The 16665-nt window shown below is 43.5% G+C and carries 15 protein-coding genes; 6 read left to right on the top strand and 9 right to left on the bottom strand.

Annotation, left to right across the window (positions count from 1 at the left end):
• Positions 1 to 6: 6 nt before the first annotated feature.
• From ACX0G7_RS21775 to ACX0G7_RS21760, 4 genes are all read right to left on the bottom strand, one after another.
• Positions 7 to 990, bottom strand: a complete 984-nt coding sequence (locus tag ACX0G7_RS21775) for an MlaD family protein (RefSeq protein WP_458925638.1) — start codon at positions 988 to 990, stop codon at positions 7 to 9.
• Between the two features lie 113 nt (positions 991 to 1103).
• Positions 1104 to 2006, bottom strand: a complete 903-nt coding sequence (locus tag ACX0G7_RS21770) for an N-acetylmuramoyl-L-alanine amidase family protein (RefSeq protein WP_458925637.1) — start codon at positions 2004 to 2006, stop codon at positions 1104 to 1106.
• 177 nt (positions 2007 to 2183) lie between these two features.
• The gene (locus ACX0G7_RS21765) at positions 2184 to 3137 is read right to left on the bottom strand and encodes an N-acetylmuramoyl-L-alanine amidase family protein (RefSeq protein ID WP_458925636.1); all 954 of its coding nucleotides are present in this window, start codon (positions 3135 to 3137) and stop codon (positions 2184 to 2186) included.
• Between the two features lie 85 nt (positions 3138 to 3222).
• Positions 3223 to 4188: an N-acetylmuramoyl-L-alanine amidase family protein gene (locus ACX0G7_RS21760; RefSeq protein ID WP_458925635.1), complete on the bottom strand. Its 966-nt coding sequence runs from the start codon at positions 4186 to 4188 to the stop codon at positions 3223 to 3225.
• A 147-nt stretch (positions 4189 to 4335) separates the two neighbouring features.
• Here ACX0G7_RS21760 and ACX0G7_RS21755 point away from each other — a divergent pair, with 147 nt between their 5' ends.
• The gene (locus tag ACX0G7_RS21755) at positions 4336 to 7182 is read left to right on the top strand and encodes a putative LPS assembly protein LptD (protein WP_458925634.1); all 2847 of its coding nucleotides are present in this window, start codon (positions 4336 to 4338) and stop codon (positions 7180 to 7182) included.
• Here ACX0G7_RS21755 and ACX0G7_RS21750 read toward each other — a convergent pair whose 3' ends face one another.
• Positions 7183 to 7947: a lysophospholipid acyltransferase family protein gene (locus ACX0G7_RS21750; protein ID WP_458925633.1), complete on the bottom strand. Its 765-nt coding sequence runs from the start codon at positions 7945 to 7947 to the stop codon at positions 7183 to 7185. It lies immediately after the preceding gene.
• A gap of 85 nt (positions 7948 to 8032) precedes the next feature.
• Between ACX0G7_RS21750 and ACX0G7_RS21745 the strand changes: the two genes are divergently transcribed.
• The 3 genes from ACX0G7_RS21745 to ACX0G7_RS21735 all read left to right on the top strand — a co-directional run bounded on the left by ACX0G7_RS21745 (position 8033) and on the right by ACX0G7_RS21735 (position 10131).
• The gene (locus tag ACX0G7_RS21745) at positions 8033 to 8905 is read left to right on the top strand and encodes an alpha/beta fold hydrolase (protein ID WP_458925632.1); all 873 of its coding nucleotides are present in this window, start codon (positions 8033 to 8035) and stop codon (positions 8903 to 8905) included.
• Positions 8902 to 9408 carry an RNA polymerase sigma factor gene (locus tag ACX0G7_RS21740; RefSeq protein WP_458925631.1) on the top strand — a complete coding sequence of 169 codons (507 nt, stop codon included), beginning with the start codon at positions 8902 to 8904 and terminating at the stop codon, positions 9406 to 9408. Before ACX0G7_RS21745 ends, ACX0G7_RS21740 begins: the two co-directional genes overlap by 4 nt.
• A 135-nt stretch (positions 9409 to 9543) precedes the next feature.
• Positions 9544 to 10131, top strand: a complete 588-nt coding sequence (locus ACX0G7_RS21735) for a hypothetical protein (protein ID WP_458925630.1) — start codon at positions 9544 to 9546, stop codon at positions 10129 to 10131.
• Between the two features lie 278 nt (positions 10132 to 10409).
• Here ACX0G7_RS21735 and ACX0G7_RS21730 read toward each other — a convergent pair whose 3' ends face one another.
• Positions 10410 to 11336 carry a nucleoside hydrolase gene (locus tag ACX0G7_RS21730; protein WP_458925629.1) on the bottom strand — a complete coding sequence of 309 codons (927 nt, stop codon included), beginning with the start codon at positions 11334 to 11336 and terminating at the stop codon, positions 10410 to 10412.
• A 457-nt stretch (positions 11337 to 11793) separates the two neighbouring features.
• The gene (locus ACX0G7_RS21725; RefSeq protein ID WP_458925628.1) at positions 11794 to 13119 is read right to left on the bottom strand and encodes a hypothetical protein; all 1326 of its coding nucleotides are present in this window, start codon (positions 13117 to 13119) and stop codon (positions 11794 to 11796) included.
• A gap of 985 nt (positions 13120 to 14104) precedes the next feature.
• On the opposite strand from ACX0G7_RS21725, the gene ACX0G7_RS21720 reads away from it, so the two are divergent.
• Together ACX0G7_RS21720 and ACX0G7_RS21715 are read left to right on the top strand one after the other, a co-directional pair.
• The gene (locus ACX0G7_RS21720) at positions 14105 to 14278 is read left to right on the top strand and encodes a hypothetical protein (protein ID WP_458925627.1); all 174 of its coding nucleotides are present in this window, start codon (positions 14105 to 14107) and stop codon (positions 14276 to 14278) included.
• A gap of 66 nt (positions 14279 to 14344) precedes the next feature.
• Positions 14345 to 14737 carry an SPW repeat domain-containing protein gene (locus tag ACX0G7_RS21715; protein WP_458925626.1) on the top strand — a complete coding sequence of 131 codons (393 nt, stop codon included), beginning with the start codon at positions 14345 to 14347 and terminating at the stop codon, positions 14735 to 14737.
• Between the two features lie 129 nt (positions 14738 to 14866).
• On the opposite strand, the gene ACX0G7_RS21710 is transcribed toward ACX0G7_RS21715, so the two are convergent.
• Together ACX0G7_RS21710 and ung are read right to left on the bottom strand one after the other, a co-directional pair.
• On the bottom strand, positions 14867 to 15538 hold the full coding sequence (locus ACX0G7_RS21710) for an NAD-dependent epimerase/dehydratase family protein (RefSeq protein WP_458925625.1): 672 nt from the start codon (positions 15536 to 15538) through the stop codon (positions 14867 to 14869).
• 103 nt (positions 15539 to 15641) lie between these two features.
• The gene (gene ung, locus ACX0G7_RS21705; protein WP_458925624.1) at positions 15642 to 16313 is read right to left on the bottom strand and encodes a uracil-DNA glycosylase; all 672 of its coding nucleotides are present in this window, start codon (positions 16311 to 16313) and stop codon (positions 15642 to 15644) included.
• Positions 16314 to 16665 lie beyond the last annotated feature (352 nt).

The raw sequence follows: 16665 nt of genomic DNA, 5'->3' as shown, positions 1-16665 counted from the left end.
CTGCTTTCACCGCACCGAAGTAGAATCATGTAAAGGTGATTTCAAAGCACCACCTTTCTCTTTTTTTCCAAACACGGAAATGTTTACATAACGTTTGGGATGTGTGCGGAAGTCGTCGAGCAAGGTAGTCAAACTGCGGCTCGTCTGGTGGAGCTCGTCGTACAATTTGCGATCATTTAACAGCATGCCCAATGTGCCATCTTTGCTGTCAATTTTCGAGATCGTGTTATCCAGCTTCGCGAGTGTATTTTTTAGCTGCATTACCGCCTGGTCAATATTGGCATTTGACAACATGTTGGTCGTCTTCTCAAGATTAGTCAATGTTGAGTCGATCTTGCCGTTATTTTTCGCAAGGTTGCTACTGAAATTTTCAAAATTACTCAGTGTTTTGGCCAGCGCTCCCGTTTGGTTATTCAAGAGATTTTCAAGTGATTTCGAAGTGGTAGTAAGATTCGCAATGATCCCCTGGATATTATTTTTGGTATTGGGATCCACGATAGTGTTAAGTTTCTGTATAAATACATCAAGCGATGCAAGTGTTTTATTCAGATTGTCTATTGCCGGACTTAATGCGCCCTTAACTTCACCCAGCAGACCAGGGTTTGTTGTAGTTTGCAGCGTTCCGCCGGACTGGATAAAGTTTGGACTGTTACCTAAGATTATTTCAAGTGAGGTGGTCCCAAGCAGATCACTGTTTATGGTAGCGATAGAGTTGTCAGGGATATTTACATCTTTGGAGAGACTCATAGTGACGATGATTCCACTCAGGTTTTTGTCTTTTTCTTTCAGAGCCGAAACCTTGCCAACCTGGAGACCGTTTATCAGAACGGGGTTAGCCGGGCCCACACCTTTCACCGATTTAAAAACAGCAAATAACTCATCATTCCGTTCAGTGATATTCCGACCTTTCAGAAAGTTGAAGCCGAGGATAAGGACAGTGATCGCAACAGCTGTGAGTGCTCCAACTTTCGTCTCATTAGATATTTTCATTCGACATTTTTTATTGTAAACCGGTAGGGTATGCCCTCGGATCAACCCTTAAAATTCTGGATAAAAACGCATATCTCCAATAAAAGTTCGAATGAAGTGCTTGTCCCTCAATACTATTTGCCTTCTGTTGCCTCCCGGTACCTCTTGATGGCATTGAGTACATTTTCGGCTATGGCTTCCTGTCCGTTTTTGCTGTTGAGATAGTCTTCATCCGGTTTATGGGTAATAAAACCTGTTTCCACAAGTATGCTGGGCATCGCTGTTGCCTGGAGCACCCATATACCTTTCTCGTTTCGCTGCTTAACGCCGCGGCTTTCCCTGCCTTCCTTCACAAATTCTTCTTCTACCAGGTTAGCCAGCAAAAGGCTTTTAGTGAAGTACTTTTTCGTCCATAACAGCGATTGAGCCTTGAACGTGGGATCATTCAGGTCAGGAGTGTACTCGGCGCCCTCGTCCACAACTTCAGACAGTCGTTCAGACACATAGTCACCTTTTGCTGAGGTCCGGTCAGCCGCCCATATATAGGTTTCTGTTCCTCTCGACAGGTTCGGGGTATAGTAAGTAGTGTATTTGGGGACGGTCCGTGTTCTTTTTTTCCTGGATTTCCCTTTACCGGTATAATAGGTTTCCTTCCGGTAACCGGCAAACTTTGAATGCCGCACAGGCGGGCCGGCGTTCACATGGATGGAAATGAAGAGATCACCTTTGTTTGCATTTGCAAAATCAGCTCTTTCTTTGATTGCCGGATATACGTCAGTGGTGCGTGTGTATAACATCTTGACATCCTTAAATTCTTCTTCGAGTAATTTTCCAAGCTTAAGGGCAACACCAAGACAGATGTCTTTCTCAAAGGAGTATGCGCCGCGGGCACCGACGTCTGATCCACCATGCCCGGCATCCACGATAATTGTTTTAATGGCAAAGTTTCGCGTTTCATCCGGGTGGTCCTTCCTGAAGGCAAAAACAATGGTCAATAAGAGGAGAGAAATGATTCCGGTCAGTAATTTTTGCAGCATCAGCAAGGCCCGTTTTTTTGCAATTTATATAATTAAGATGCTGTTGAGGGGAGAAGTGAAGGTCCGCAACTGAATTTTAAGAATTAATTGTGCAATGTGTTTAATTGTGCATTGTATTTAATTGTGCAATGTGTTCATATGTGCAATATGTTCATCTGTGCAATCTGTTCATCCGGTTCAACTCCGGGTGATAGCCTCACGATATCTTTTAAGTGCATTCACAAGGCTTTGCACTATATCTTCCTGGCCCTGTGCGCTGTTAATGAGGATCTCCTCCTCTTCATTCGTGATGAACCCTGTTTCGACCAGTATACTTGGCATTCCGGTAGCCTGGAGTACCCAGATTCCCTTGTCATTACGTTGTTTGACACCGCGACTTGACCTGCCCGCCTTTACCAGCTCCTCTTCCACAAAACTTGCAAGCATCAGGCTTTTTGTGAAGTACTTTTTTTCATACAGCTGGGAACGGATCCGGAACTCGGGCGAATTCATGTCAGGCATTATTATATTGGAATCTGATGCTGACTCTGCGACGCTGTCCCCGGCAATACCGGGTTCCTCAATGTTTATGTATCCGCTCTTTATCCCGCTTCGATCGGCTGCCCAGATAAAAGTCTCCGTACCGGCAACCATATTTTTTACATAATAAGTTTCTGTGATGGGAGTTTTGACCGTTTTGGTTTTTTTCTTTTTACCTTTTCCCGTCACCACTTTTTTTGTTTTATAGCCAACGGTTCTTTTAGCGTTCCAGCCGCCAGCCCTCAGGCCGGCCGAGTTACAGTGGATACTGATAAAGAGATCTCCTTTCGCTTCATTAGCCATTTCCGCACGCAGGTGATTGGCCGCATTGAGATCATTCAGATTGCCGGGCAAAGCATTAGTGGTGCGGGTATAAACGATCTTACACTCTGGAAATTCTGTTTCCAGTCTTTTACCAAGTTTCATCGCGATAGCAAGCGAAACGTCTGCTTCCGTCGAAAATAATCCCCTGGCCCCGACATCGTATCCACCATGACCCGCATCAACAACGATGGTGCGGATCACCGGTTTCTGTATCTGTTTATTCGAGAAGGAAAAAAGCGCGGTCAGAGAAATGATAAGTCCAAAAGAAGCAAAGATTTTATTTAGCATAACTATTTTCTGGTTACGACAGTCGTGAATGGCGCAAAATACAACATCACGCGTGTTTTTAATCAGTTAAAAGTCGCTAATAAATCTAATTTGTTGCTGAAGCCTGGCTGGCGTTACCGTTGCGGTATCTTTTGAGCGCGTTAATGATGCTTTCTACAACTTCGTCCTGGCCCTTTTCACTATTGAGATATTCTTCTTCTTCCTTATTGCTGATGAAGCCGGTTTCAACGAGCACACTTGGCATACCGGTTGCCTGGAGAACCCAGATCTGCTCTTCATTTCTTTGTTTGACACCCTGGCTGAGACGACCACCTTTTTCGAATTCCTCTTCGATATAGGTTCCGAGCAGCAAACTTTTACTGAAATATCGTTTTTCGTATAACTGTGCACGTATCCTTGCCTCAGGTGTGTTCATGTCCGGCATGCCTGCAGTTGTGGCGGCATTTGTACTGTCACCTGCAAACTCACCGTCGTCTTCCGTATTTATATATTCACTCTTCACTCCGCTACGATCTGCGGCCCAGATATAGGTCTCGGTTCCGTGCCGGGTATTTTTGACATAATAGGACTCAGTGATCGGCACCTTGACCGTTTTCTTCTTTCTTTTTGAGCCCTTACCAGTGTAGACGACTTTGTTTTTATATCCTATCACCCTTTTTGCATACCATCCTCCAGCTTTTTGTCTTGTCGAGTTACAATGAATACTGATAAAGAGATCACCACGGGCTTCATTGGCCATTTCTGCCCTTAACCTGTTGGCAACCCTGCTGGATGTAACCCCGCCAGGCAAATCCTTTGTGGTACGGGTATAAACAACTTTAATACCCTCCATTTCTTCCTCTATCCGCTTCCCGAGCTTCAGTGCTATAGCGAGGGCTATATCAGCCTCGTTCGAAAACAATCCCTTTGCCCCCACGGCGGCCCCGCCATGTCCGGCATCTACAATGATCGTTTTTATCGTTTGCTTCTGCGCGGAAAGATGAAAAGACGTAATCAGCATCAGGGGCATTAAGGCAATAAAAAGGGCCCTTTGAAATGTTGTTCTTATCATACCGATCCGTAAGTTATAAACTAGTTTGTAATCAGAAAAACCTCAATAAATTCTTTACTTTCGCGTTCAACAAAAAACTGATAATCAGCGCCAATCTTCACATATTCTTAATTCATTAATAACTATTTTCGTCCCACTATCTGTATTATGAGCAAACGCGGTAAAAATAGTTTAAAATATAACTATCTATTGGTTTTCCTGGCTTGTTTGCTTTCTATAACGCATGATGCAGCGGCACATTATATTCCACACGAAAGTTTTTATAACCTCTTAACAGGTTTTGCATTAACGGGCCCTGCGGGAACTGCGATTCACAGCAGTGACTGGCAGCACATGCTCCTGCAAGATACTGTTCCGGTGAGCAGGGAAGCTTCAAAAAGACGGGATACCCTGCCTGGCCGCAATGGAATTCAACAATCCAACCTGCCACGCCGGGATACTTTGCCCGGCAACAGGGACAGTTTGTTAAGGCGCGACAGTGCCCGTGGCAGGGATAGCCTCGTAAACACGAGTGATACCTTCGGATTAAAACTCTCCAAAGACTCATTGGACGCGCCCGTTGAATATTCAGCCCTTGATTCCATGGTGCTTGACGTACCCAGCAACAAGATCATTTTGTACAGTAAGGGTAATATCATTTACAAGGATATGAACCTGAGTGCCGATAGTATTGAAATGGACCAGGAGACAAAGGTGGTAACGGCAACATACAGGAAGGATTCACTTGGCAACATTGTCGGCAAACCCAGGATGAAGCAGACGGAAAGTACAATGGATGCCGATCTGATCAAATATAATTTCGAGACGCAGCGCGGGATCACCCAGAATACATTTACGCAACAGGGCGAAATGTATGTGCAGGGCGAAAAGATCAAAAAAATATCAGAAACAGAACTGTTTGCTTTCCGTGGCATAATCACCACCTGTAATTATGACGTGCCCCATTTCAATTTCAGGACAAAAAAAATGAAGGTGGTGAATAAGAAACTGGCAGTAACCGGACCGATCCACCCGGAGTTTGAGGGGGTGCCGGTACCGATCTATCTTCCTTTTGGCTACTTTCCTATGTCGCAGGGCAGGCATTCCGGGTTACTTCCACCGACATTTACGGTAAATGATCAATTTGGACTTGGACTGGAGGGCCTCGGTTATTATAAGGTGATAAACGATTATTTTGATGTGACGCTGCGTACCAATCTTTATTCCTACGGTGGGTGGGCGGCATTTCTTACACCAACTTATCGCAAGCGGTACCGGTACAACGGATCGATGAACCTCGCCATGCAAAGCAGCCGCATCCTGAGCGACGATGGCAAAAATGAATTTAACACTACCAAGACTTATAATGTGACCTGGAGCCACACGGTCGACAGCCGGGCGAGACCGGGAACAAACTTTTCTGCCAATGTGAATGCCGGTTCCAGTAAGTTCAACCAATTCGTTGCGAATAATCCTACAAGGAACTACTCCAACCAGTTAAGTTCATCCATCACTTACTCAAAAACATGGGGAAGCCTCTACAACCTGACGGCATCTGCGAATCACTCCCAGAACAATATCGATGGCAGGTATAATATTAATCTGCCAACCGTTGCCTTCACGGTAAATACTTTTTATCCTTTACAGAAAAAAGAATTTGTGGGTGCACCAAAATGGTACGAGAAGCTGGGTATTGGGTTGAATACAAACATAGCCAACCAGATAACGTTCTTTGACTCATCATTCAGCTGGTCGGGTATACTTGATACGATGCAATGGGGTGCACAGCATAATGTACCGATTCAGCTGGCCTTGCCTCAGCTAGGGCCATTACAGATTGCGCCAGGGATAAGTTACAGGGAGAACTGGTATAGCAGGAAGTTTACAAGAACATGGAATGATAGCCTTAAGAAGATTGATACTACGATCGACAAAAGTTTTTTCGCGTCGAGGGAAATGTCCTTCAGCCTTGGTCTCAGTTCTGCCATCTTTGGAATGTTTGATCGTTTCGGGCCCAAAAGTTCCTTACGGGCTATCAGGCATGTGATCCGGCCAACTTTCTCCATGTCGTACAAGCCTGATCTTGCAAAGAATGATTTTTATCAGACGCAGATTGATAAAGACACCAATTACTACCGGTTTTCTTATTATGACGGGACGATTTTCGGACCCTTGTCGGAAGGAGAGTTTGGAGGAATTGGCTTCGGGATCGACAATAACATCGAAATAAAACGGAGATCAAAAAACGATACAACGGAAGGCGGTATCACAAAGATCCGGCTGATAGACGGTTTTGGGTTCAACGGTGGATATAACTTCCTGGCTGACTCCTTCAAGCTTTCAAATATTAATTTATACCTGAGAAGTACATTATTCGAAAAAATAAATATAACGGCAGGAGCCAACCTTGATCCCTATAAAACAAATGCCCAGGGTTACCGTATCGATGAATATGCCTGGGAAAAAGGCAAGTTTTCGTTGGGGCAGATCGTAAATGGAAACATTGCTGTGTCAACAACCTTCCAATCCAAACCAAAGGACGAGGACAAAGAAAAAAAGGCTCTTGAGCAGCTTGAACTTCAGAATAAGGACCTGCCACCGATGACGCTGGATGAACAGTATTCCCAAATGGAGTACATCCGCCAGAACCCGGCCGAATTTGCCGACTTTAATATTCCCTGGTCAGTGACGATGTCATATTCATTGAGTTTTACCAGGGATTTCAAATCGGATTATTCGGGATTTGAAACGCGTATCAATTCAAACTTCAATTTCAACGGTGATTTTAATCTTACACCAAAATGGAAGATGGGGATGAATGGTTACTATGATTTCAAATCATCATCGATCAGCGCACTTACCATGTTCCTGTCCCGCGAGATGCATTGCTGGCAGTTATCCATCAACGTTACACCCGTTGGACTGTACAGATCCTTCAACATCAGTATTAATCCTAAATCAGGATTACTCAGGGATCTTAAGGTGAACCGCAGCCGGCAGTTTTCTTCGTTTTAATCAGACGAGGTCTTTTTTTTCCCGGTAGTAGGCTTCCATGATTGCAAACGTTCTTTGTTTGATAGACTCTGTAGTGTCATCCTCTCTGAGCGGAATCGCCGGTAGGAAATGCATTTCGAGCTTGTGGGGGATCATGTAGAAGGATGGTTTTGTCGGAAGGGTGGGCCTCGTATTGAAAATGAGTGCGGGTAAGATGGATTTGCGGGTATTCATGGCAAGCCTGAAAGCTCCGTCATGAAACGGTTTTAACGGGAGGTTAGTGGTGTTCCTGGTGCCTTCAGGGTATATACACATATGTAATCCCATTTCGAGAACTTTCTTCATCTTGGTCAGGCTTTCTTTGCGGCTGGTTTCGCTGTTGCGATCGACCAGCACACTTCCTGCTTTATACAGGTAACCAAACAATGGGACCTTCGCAATCTCAACTTTGGCAATTGTTTTATTACCCCCGGGAATGGCTGGAGAAGAAACCGGGATGTCCATGAAAGAATTGTGATTACAGACGACAATGTAGTTTTCGCCTGGCAGAAAGTTTTCTTTGCCTCTTACGCGTAGCGGGCAACCAACCAAAGGAAGAAAGATTGCCATCCATACTCTTGAGTACAGAATAAATCGTTTTGTCTTTACCGGGTCGGGTGCAAAATAACTGAAAAGGAAAAAGGGTATAAGCATAATCAGCATCGTCGAGATAAAAACAATTGCTGCCCATCCTGCCCAGATCCTGCCAAATATCAATTTAAAAGTACCCGGTCTTTCAACGCCCATAGCTGGTTAGAATAAAAAATAAAAAATACCAGGTCCTGTTGTAACAATTTTCAACCTGCAGTATCAAAGGGTAAATATCAGGAAAATGAGAAAAATAATAATCACCTTTATCACTAGTTTTTTAAGTATATATGTCCTGGCTCAGCAAAACAAGTCGGTTTCGTTACATACTGCGGCGCCGAACCGGGCAATAGCAGTAGATAAGCAAGGGAGTGGTGAGCCGATTCTTTTTTTGCCCGGTTTCACGAGTCCGGGTTCAGTTTGGCAAGAAACGGTAAATCGTTTAGCGGGTAAAAAGCAATCGTACCTTGTAAGTTATGCCGGCTTTAATGGTATCAAAGCCATTGATACGCCGTGGTATCCGGCACTTCTACAGGCGTTGCAGTCATATATACTTCAAAACAACCTGAAAAAACTTACTGTTATAGGACACAGCATGGGCGGTAACCTGGCTGTTGACCTTGCGGCGGCTCTACCGGGACATGTGAGCAGGCTGATTCTGGTAGATGCTATTCCATGTATGCGGGAGCTGATGATGCCCGGTGTCCCGGCTTCACAGATCGGCTATAATAATTCATATAACAGGCAAATGATCGGCATGAATGATTCTGCTTTTAAGAAATCAGCGATTATGATGTCGGCGGGTATGACTTCAAAAAAGGAAAAGATTGATAGCCTGGTCAGTTGGATGATGGCTTCGGACCGCCAGACTTACGTTTATGGTTATACGGACTTGTTAAAGCTTGATCTCCGCGAGGCACTTAGGACGGTGAATGCGGAAACACTGATTCTCGGGGCATCGTTTCCTGATCCTGCCGTTACCAGGAAAACCTTCGAAAAACAATATGCTAATCTGGAAAATAAGAGTATAGAAATAGCTGACAACAGTAAACATTTCATCATGTTTGATCAACCAGAATGGTTATTTCAACAGGTCAACAATTTTCTGTCTAAATGAATGAGTCAGCGCTAAAAAAGGTTTTCGAATCATTGCACCGTGATCATTACGCGATGGTGCTTCAATTGGGTCTGGGCTTCATGAAGGGCGACTTGCAGCTGGCTAAGGATATTGCCCAGGAGGTGTTTATAAATGTCTGGAAAGCGTTGCCAAAGTTTAGAAATGAGTCGGCTCACAAAACATGGATCTACCGCATCACTGTTAATACATGCCTGCTTCATATTCGGAATAATAAGAAACAACGTACCGACGGGCTTGATGAAGAAATTTATGAATCGATTCCGGATGGTGGATCGGCCGATAAACATGAACATAAGGAACTATACCGGGGGATCGGTGAGCTTGCAGAATTAGACAGGCTGATCATCATGTTGGTGCTGGAAGAGGTTGGATATGATGAAATAGCTAAGATAACCGGGATCAATTCACTCAACCTTCGTGTGAAGATTCACCGGATAAAAAAGAAAATGAAGGAGCTTTTGAAAACTCAGATTACAAATTAACGGGCTCGGGAGATCAGGCGGTTTCACAACTGTGTTAGTCTACCTGACCGATATCTACTTAAGAATGAATCCTCTTAAACCCTGTGCTAAGGGGGTAATTACAAAAAATATTGGTTTCTTAAAACTTTGTTTAATATGGATAATCTCAATAATGAATGGAAACGCGCCCGGCAGGATATTGATGCGGGCGTGGCGCCTGCAACGGATAAATTGTTCCAGGCAAAGGCACAGAAACAAAGTGTACTTTCTTTTCATTATGGTAATATCATAGTGCTGAGTGTTGTACTGGTTGGTATCAGTCTTTTCTTTTTTTATATCGCACCATTTAAAGGGACCCTGGGTAGAACGGGAGTGGCCCTGATGTTGGGCGGTCTGATTATACGAATCATCGTTGAATTATTCAGTGCTATCAAGTATTCCCGGATCCGTTTGGAAGAGGATGCTTTGAGAACAACATCGCGTTCGCTGGAGTTCTATCAATTCAGGCAAAAGATTCATGGTCCTGTTACCATCATTACAGTCGGTCTTTACGTCATTAGCTTCTATATGTTGACGCCTGAATTCAGTTTGTATTTTTCAACCGGATGGATGCTTGCCATGGATATAGGCTTTATCATTATTGCCATTATCTTGTTTATACAGATCAGAAAAGGAGTGAGGAAAGAAATGGTAACACTGCAAAAATTATCCGTACTCCAGCGGGATATTGAGACGGGCCAGTGATTGAATTTGGTGGATTGGCGGTCATCAGAATTTTTGTGTTTATGTGCCCATTACGGGTATTTCGATAGTATCGTCTTTTTGACCGATAATCACTCATATCGGCTTTTTATCCGATATTCAAAAATATCGCCTCCTTATCCGATACTGGTCAACATCCGTGTTTTATCCGTTATTATATGCCCTTCTTTTCGCCAATATATTCCGCCACTGGCGACTTTGGTTCATCTGATTTTTTTGATGGATGCCTGGTTCGACACCATCATTGCTTACCCATCAGATCAGTCCGTATTTGCAACCAGGGTTAGCTTGGCAAAGAAATCATTAAACATCATTTGAATATCGAGCCGGTGATAAACCCTGATGGATCTCCCTTTATGATTGAATTCATATCCTCCCTGGTTATTTATGAGAGGCGATTGTTTGAGTACATATTGACTTGAAGAGGGATCAGGCTCAAATGAAGATTGAAGAGCGGTCAACAAAACAAGCGGACTGTCACCGAGTACATATGTTTCACCGATATTGAGTTTGTAATTCATTAACCTTTGCATTATTGATTCCAATTCACCAGCCAGATAGGTGCCAAGCTTACCGTTTGGCTTGATCCTGGTTAGCAACTCGGAATAGGGTAGAAGTGCGTGGCGATAGGCATCGCGGGGTACCTGCCAGATACCTATCGTTGACTTATTGAATACTACCTTAGCCGCGGCTATATCTATATTAAGATTGTATTCTGGATTGGAGTATCCCGGAGGGGGGTAGGCCAGGTCAGTATATTCCGATCCTCCGATCCAGATCAGCGTTGCTTTACCTGAGATGGAAGGATCCTTAAGTAATGCGGATGCAATTTCGGTTAATCCGGCTCCGCAAAGAATATACAGTGGTAGTTTAGTATCGGTTCTTGATGCTTCTTTAATTATAAAATCTACCCCTGCGCTATTCACCGGGGTGCTGTCGTTTGGCATCGCGGTGTTTGAACCGGCATAAACCGGAACTACATTTCCACCGCGGATGTAGGTAAGGACTTCCTTTGCTTTTTTTGCAGCATTTTCGGCCTGGGTTTTTGAATTGTCAAACCCATCACCCACTTTGAGATGTGAGCCAATAATCCCACGTACGTCCACGGAAGGTGATAACATGATATGCGCCAGTTGAAACAGGCCGTCAGGGTCACCGCTGAAATCGTTATCAACGATTACGCGCATACGGGGTGAGATGTTGCTTAGTGTTTGGGCTGACAGTGAGGGGCCAGGACTGACCATCAGAAGAAAGCTAAATGTGCAAAGCTGCGCCATCATCCTCAAACCTTGGCGCCTGAATGTCTCTTTGATGTTCCATGTTGAAAATTTTATTGCGTTAAACATAAACCATGTAATATAAATGTTCTCTTTCTGCTTGTCTTCTTGAAATTAGCAAATATACCTGGGAGCTAATCTTTAGCCTTCGATACGTAACTATCTTGATCGATAGGTAAGGGCAAAGGCTTCGGCTCAAAGGGCTGCCAGGATGGTTGACGTAAATGTGGTGACCACCTATTATGTAAAAGGTGAACTGTTTTTGAGATAGAAAAGCCGACAGTTTAAAGCCGGCATTGATCTAATACGGGTTTTCCATTCGCGATCAATGTTTTGATGCGTATAGCCCTTTTGCAGGGTCTGGTGTTTAAAAGTTAAGCTCTAAGTCCAGATTAAATATAACTCCATTTGCGCCCACTGAATAAGGATAAGCCAGTCCACCAACAGGGCTACGATTCATGAATATTGCCTGCCCGTTCAAACGTGTCGAGATTGTTTTTTTAAACGGAAAAAAATTGAAACCTAAACGGTATTCAGTTGGATCACCATATTCTCCGAAGATCTTAGAATATGTCGCATAGGCCTGTAGTTTTTTTGGGAATACCATTGCAGAGGCCAATAACTGAAAACCATTATCATTTAATTCATTTAAAGCCATGGGATTGCCGACCACTTTAAACTTATTGATCTTTCTCCAGTAGTACTCCCCCTCAAGCGCGAAACCCCTGGTTTTTGCCCCCACATCAACACTCAACATGTGGTCTCGCACTTCATCAAGCTGAGATCCTGGGTTAAAAAGACTAGGCAGGAAAATGGAACTACCATCTGAAACCCTCAGGGAAACGTTTTCAAAAACATCAGTGTTCGGTTGACCCTGCCTGGTTTCATCACTTTGCGTGTAGTGAATGCCTACCCTGGTAGCTACGTCTTCGTGTTGATCGTAGTCACCGTAAGCACCATTAAACATGCCATATTCGCCAGTGGTCGGTAGGTAAACCAACGCTCCTGCAAAGGTGCTGAGCTTGGCGTCAATCTGTCCTGCATCAACGCCCAGGGTGCTCATATTATTTCCCAGCATAAATTGGTAAGTGAGTTTAGGTATTATCTCACCTCTTGCCTGAATTCCACTGGTATAGGAAGGTCGCATATACTCGTCAGCGATCAAACGATTATCAACTGACAGCCAGAACGGGAAATTTCCTTCCGTACTTCTAACCCCGGGTAGTGACATGATACCCCCGGTGAGTCTAAAGTGCTTATTAAAATTATAGGTAAGGTTGCCGGCTACTACTACCTGAGCTCCCTGCCCCTGGGAGGCATTGCTGGTCCAGACGTATAAGAAGTAATTAAATTTCGGATCAAATGCCCAGCCAGTGAAATAGATGCTTACTTTTTGCAGTTGAATATCTTTTCGTGGATCTACAGTTTGCGTTTTCCCGAAACCATCCGTGTATGTTTCATCAATCGCGGTCTGATTCAGGTATCGAAAATAGGTGTACGGACGGATATTCAATTCACCAAACTTCGAATGAGCTACCCTATGACCTTGCATCATTCTATAAGGGTTGTATGGCATTGTATCGGTTTTCGTTGCCACTGTTGTTGAATCCTGTGCAGCAGCGAATAGGTTAATAAATACAAGCGAAGCACTCACTAAAGCTTTTTTCCAGGATACCAAAATATGTAATTTCATAACGAGTTAATGCAATGACTAATTGGATATTTTCCTTTCGATAAATATATATCTTTCTGGTTAACTCCAGGGCCCCGTGGGCTATACGGCGCCCAAAATCTAGGTGTTTAACGGTTTAACGGAGGCTTGTTCAGGTAATCAACGAATAATTTCGCGAATTTTAATGGTGATACATCAGGAGAACTTTGTATCGTTCCAAGATGGAACTGCGCTTTGGTCGTTCGTTACTATTTAGTCAGGTTCATTATTAATTTCAGAAGTCGTTTTCAACGTTCGTTTCACAACTTATGATGTCATTGTGTGCTCTTGGAAAGCAAAGCCAGGCACCATCTATTTTTGTTTGTATTATCCTATATCTGCCACCGGAAACGACAGGTCGCAAGAGGGAATTGTCCGACGCAATCTCGTGGCAAAAGGTGTCGTATCAATAGTTTAAAGGACTACGGGTATATTCGTTGCTAGCCAGGACACATCACGCAGGGCGACTTTTTTTATTTGGGTAGTGGTGTTACTCCAATTTAGGTCTGCTGCGTAATGTGATCGATTAACCTGCATTGATCTCTTGAAAAAAAGAATAGATTTTAAGAAATTACACTCATTAAAAAGCATACCTCTCCCAGTTTTGTATCGTACGCTTCCCCGTTTATTTAGTACTTTTTTTTTAGTCCTCCATTATAGAAAAATATCATCAAACAATATTTATTAGGAATAATTGAATAATACAGCTTCGTACTTTTTTAAAATATAAACTGGATCAAGTTTCTGAAAATCTACTTTTGCTAAATGCGTACAGCGCTTTTCCAACTTTTGATTTCACGCTCGCGTGATGCAGCATATTCTGAGTCGTTTCATACAAAAAAATTTTTTTAGTTATACCTCATGGGGCTTAAAAGTTTGGGCCATTGACGTCTTGATGAGATTGCGACAAAAATTATATGCAGTGTCAAATTCGCTCCACAAATTCTGTGGGACAGAATCGATTGTGATGAAGTCGTTCCTTTGGAATTCGCTCCACACCTGTGTTGTGGAGGACCTTGCAACAGCTTCGACTGTTGTTCGTTTGGTTGCCGCACACCATGCTGGCAAATCTTTCCATCGGATCACTGTCTTAAATGATGCTGATATCGAGCGCCAGGCATCAGTTCCAAATATTCATTAACGCCGCAAGTTGGAGATATTAATTCTTCTGGCACAAAATCGGTATGCGAAAACGAAACACTATCATATGAAGCTTATCTCATCGCGGGTTCATGGGTACCTCGATTATATAGTCGGAGCATTATTAGTTGCCACTCCGTGGCTATTTGGTTTTGCAAGGGGTGGGGCGGAAACCTGGGTTTTTATTGCGCAAGGGACATTAGCAATCTTGTACAGTCTACTTACAAACTATGAGCTCGGCGTTGTGAGGATTCTTTCTATGAGAGTTCACCTGGTTCTCGATCTTGCAGCCTCCTTGTTTCTGGCTTTTTCTCCATGGATTTTCGGATTTTCAGATTACATATGGGTGCCACATATAATTTTTGGGATAATGGAGATACTTGTCGTTGCCCTTTCAGTGTCAACATCGGGAACTGAGGTGAAACAGAAAAAGCTTTCCGGGTTAAGACCTGGACAATAGACCGTGACAATACTGCCTGGTTTTATATCAAGATAATCACCCTTGATGCCCCCGACAATTTTTCTGCATTTAACTTGGCTGTCGCGGTTATATCGGGTGGCATCTTCTCCTTTGCTTGGAAAGGGAATGTTAGAATTTACCACTTGCACTGGCAAGAGAAACGATATCCTTTACCTCAAGCACTCTTTTCGGGTATCCAATTTTAGCTGCCTTTATCATTGCCTGCCCAACTTCCTGAATGGTGCAAAATACACTGGGAAAAAGCTTTCTTCCCATTGGATACATCCAGGCAAAAAACTTATAAAAGCCTTTGACGTTTTGCTGACCAGGTGTGATTTTCATGAATCCTGGCCGGAACATATAGGACTTTTTAAACAACCTAAGCAAAGCATTTTCCGTTTCGCCTTTAACGCGCGCCCATGCAAGTCTCCCTTTCTCAGTACTGTCTGTACCTGCACCTGTGATGTAACAAAATACAAGGTCTGGGTTAACCTCGGACAAAACCTGTCCAACGTGCATTGTTAGATCATAGGTAATACGTTTATAATCTTCTTTACTTTTACCAACAGATGATATGCCAAGGCAGAAAAAACATGCATCGTAGTCTTTCAGTTGGTCTTTGATTGGACCGATGTTATGAAAGTCCTTATGAATTATTTCCCGGAGTTTAGGATGCGATCTCTTGCCAGGCTTTCTGTTTATAACCAGCACCTTGGTCACGGCAGGATTCTCGAGGCATTCCAGTAAGACACCTTCTCCTACCATACCTGTCGCCCCAGTAACTATTACCCGGATTCCCATATGTATCTTTTATTAGATTAACAAGGTTTTGTAGGTGTCACATTGACCGCGTTATACTTGTGTTGAATTAACGGAGTTTTGCACTATAAAACCCGTATTTGATTTAGACGGCCCAGTCAATCGGATATTGTCCGTTTTTAATAAGATATTCATTTGTCTTAGAGAAATGTTTGCATCCGAAAAACCCATTATTCGCGGAAAACGGGGAAGGATGCGCAGCCTTCAATACAAGATGTTTAGTTTCATCGATCAGGACTTGTTTCTCATGGGCAAATTTGCCCCATAAGATGAAAACCACATTTTTCTTATCGTCTGACACCTTTTTGATTACTGTGTTGGTAAAGTCCTGCCACCCAATTTTAGCGTGACTATTAGGCTCATTTGCCCTGACGGTAAGTGTTGCATTAAGCATGAGCACTCCCTGTTCAGCCCATTTTGTCAGATTCCCGGTTCTGGGCACCGCAAGTCCGAGGTCAGAATACATCTCTTTGTAGATGTTTACGAGTGAGGGCGGCGGTGGCACCCCATCCTGAACGGAAAAGCAAAGACCGTGTGCTTGTCCAGGTCCGTGATAGGGGTCCTGGCCAATGATTACTGCTTTAACTTTGTCGAAAGGGGTGGTATCGAAAGCGTTAAATATGAGTTTTCCCGGAGGATATATCGTTTTGCCGGTTTCCCGCTCTATTTTAAGGAAGTTTACGATTTGCAGAAAATAGGTTTTGGTGAATTCTGCTTTAAGTTCCTGTTTCCAGGATTCATTGATTTTAACGTCCATTAATCCAAATTTCAGTTTGGGTGCAAACTAAAAAAAATTATCTTTGCGGCCGGTCTAAAAAACGGGGATTGCTGTCAGATTGGTGGTAATCAGTCATGTAGAGCCTTTAGTTGATGATTTTGGCTTTAATGGCGGCCATGTGTTTTGAAATATTGGTTCGGTAGCTCAGTTGGATAGAGCATCCCGTTCAGAGAACGGGAAGGTCATAAGTTTTGAAATATTGGTTCGGTAGCTCAGTTGGATAGAGCATCCCGTTCAGAGAACGGGAAGGTCATAAGTTTTGAAATATTGGTTCGGTAGCTCAGTTGGATAGAGCATCCCGTTCAAAGAACGGGAAGGTCATAAGTTTTGA

The sequence above is a fragment of the Flavitalea antarctica genome (genome assembly GCF_054461535.1).
Note: the sequence above shows the minus strand (reverse complement) of the source record. Positions and strands in the feature narration are given on the sequence as shown.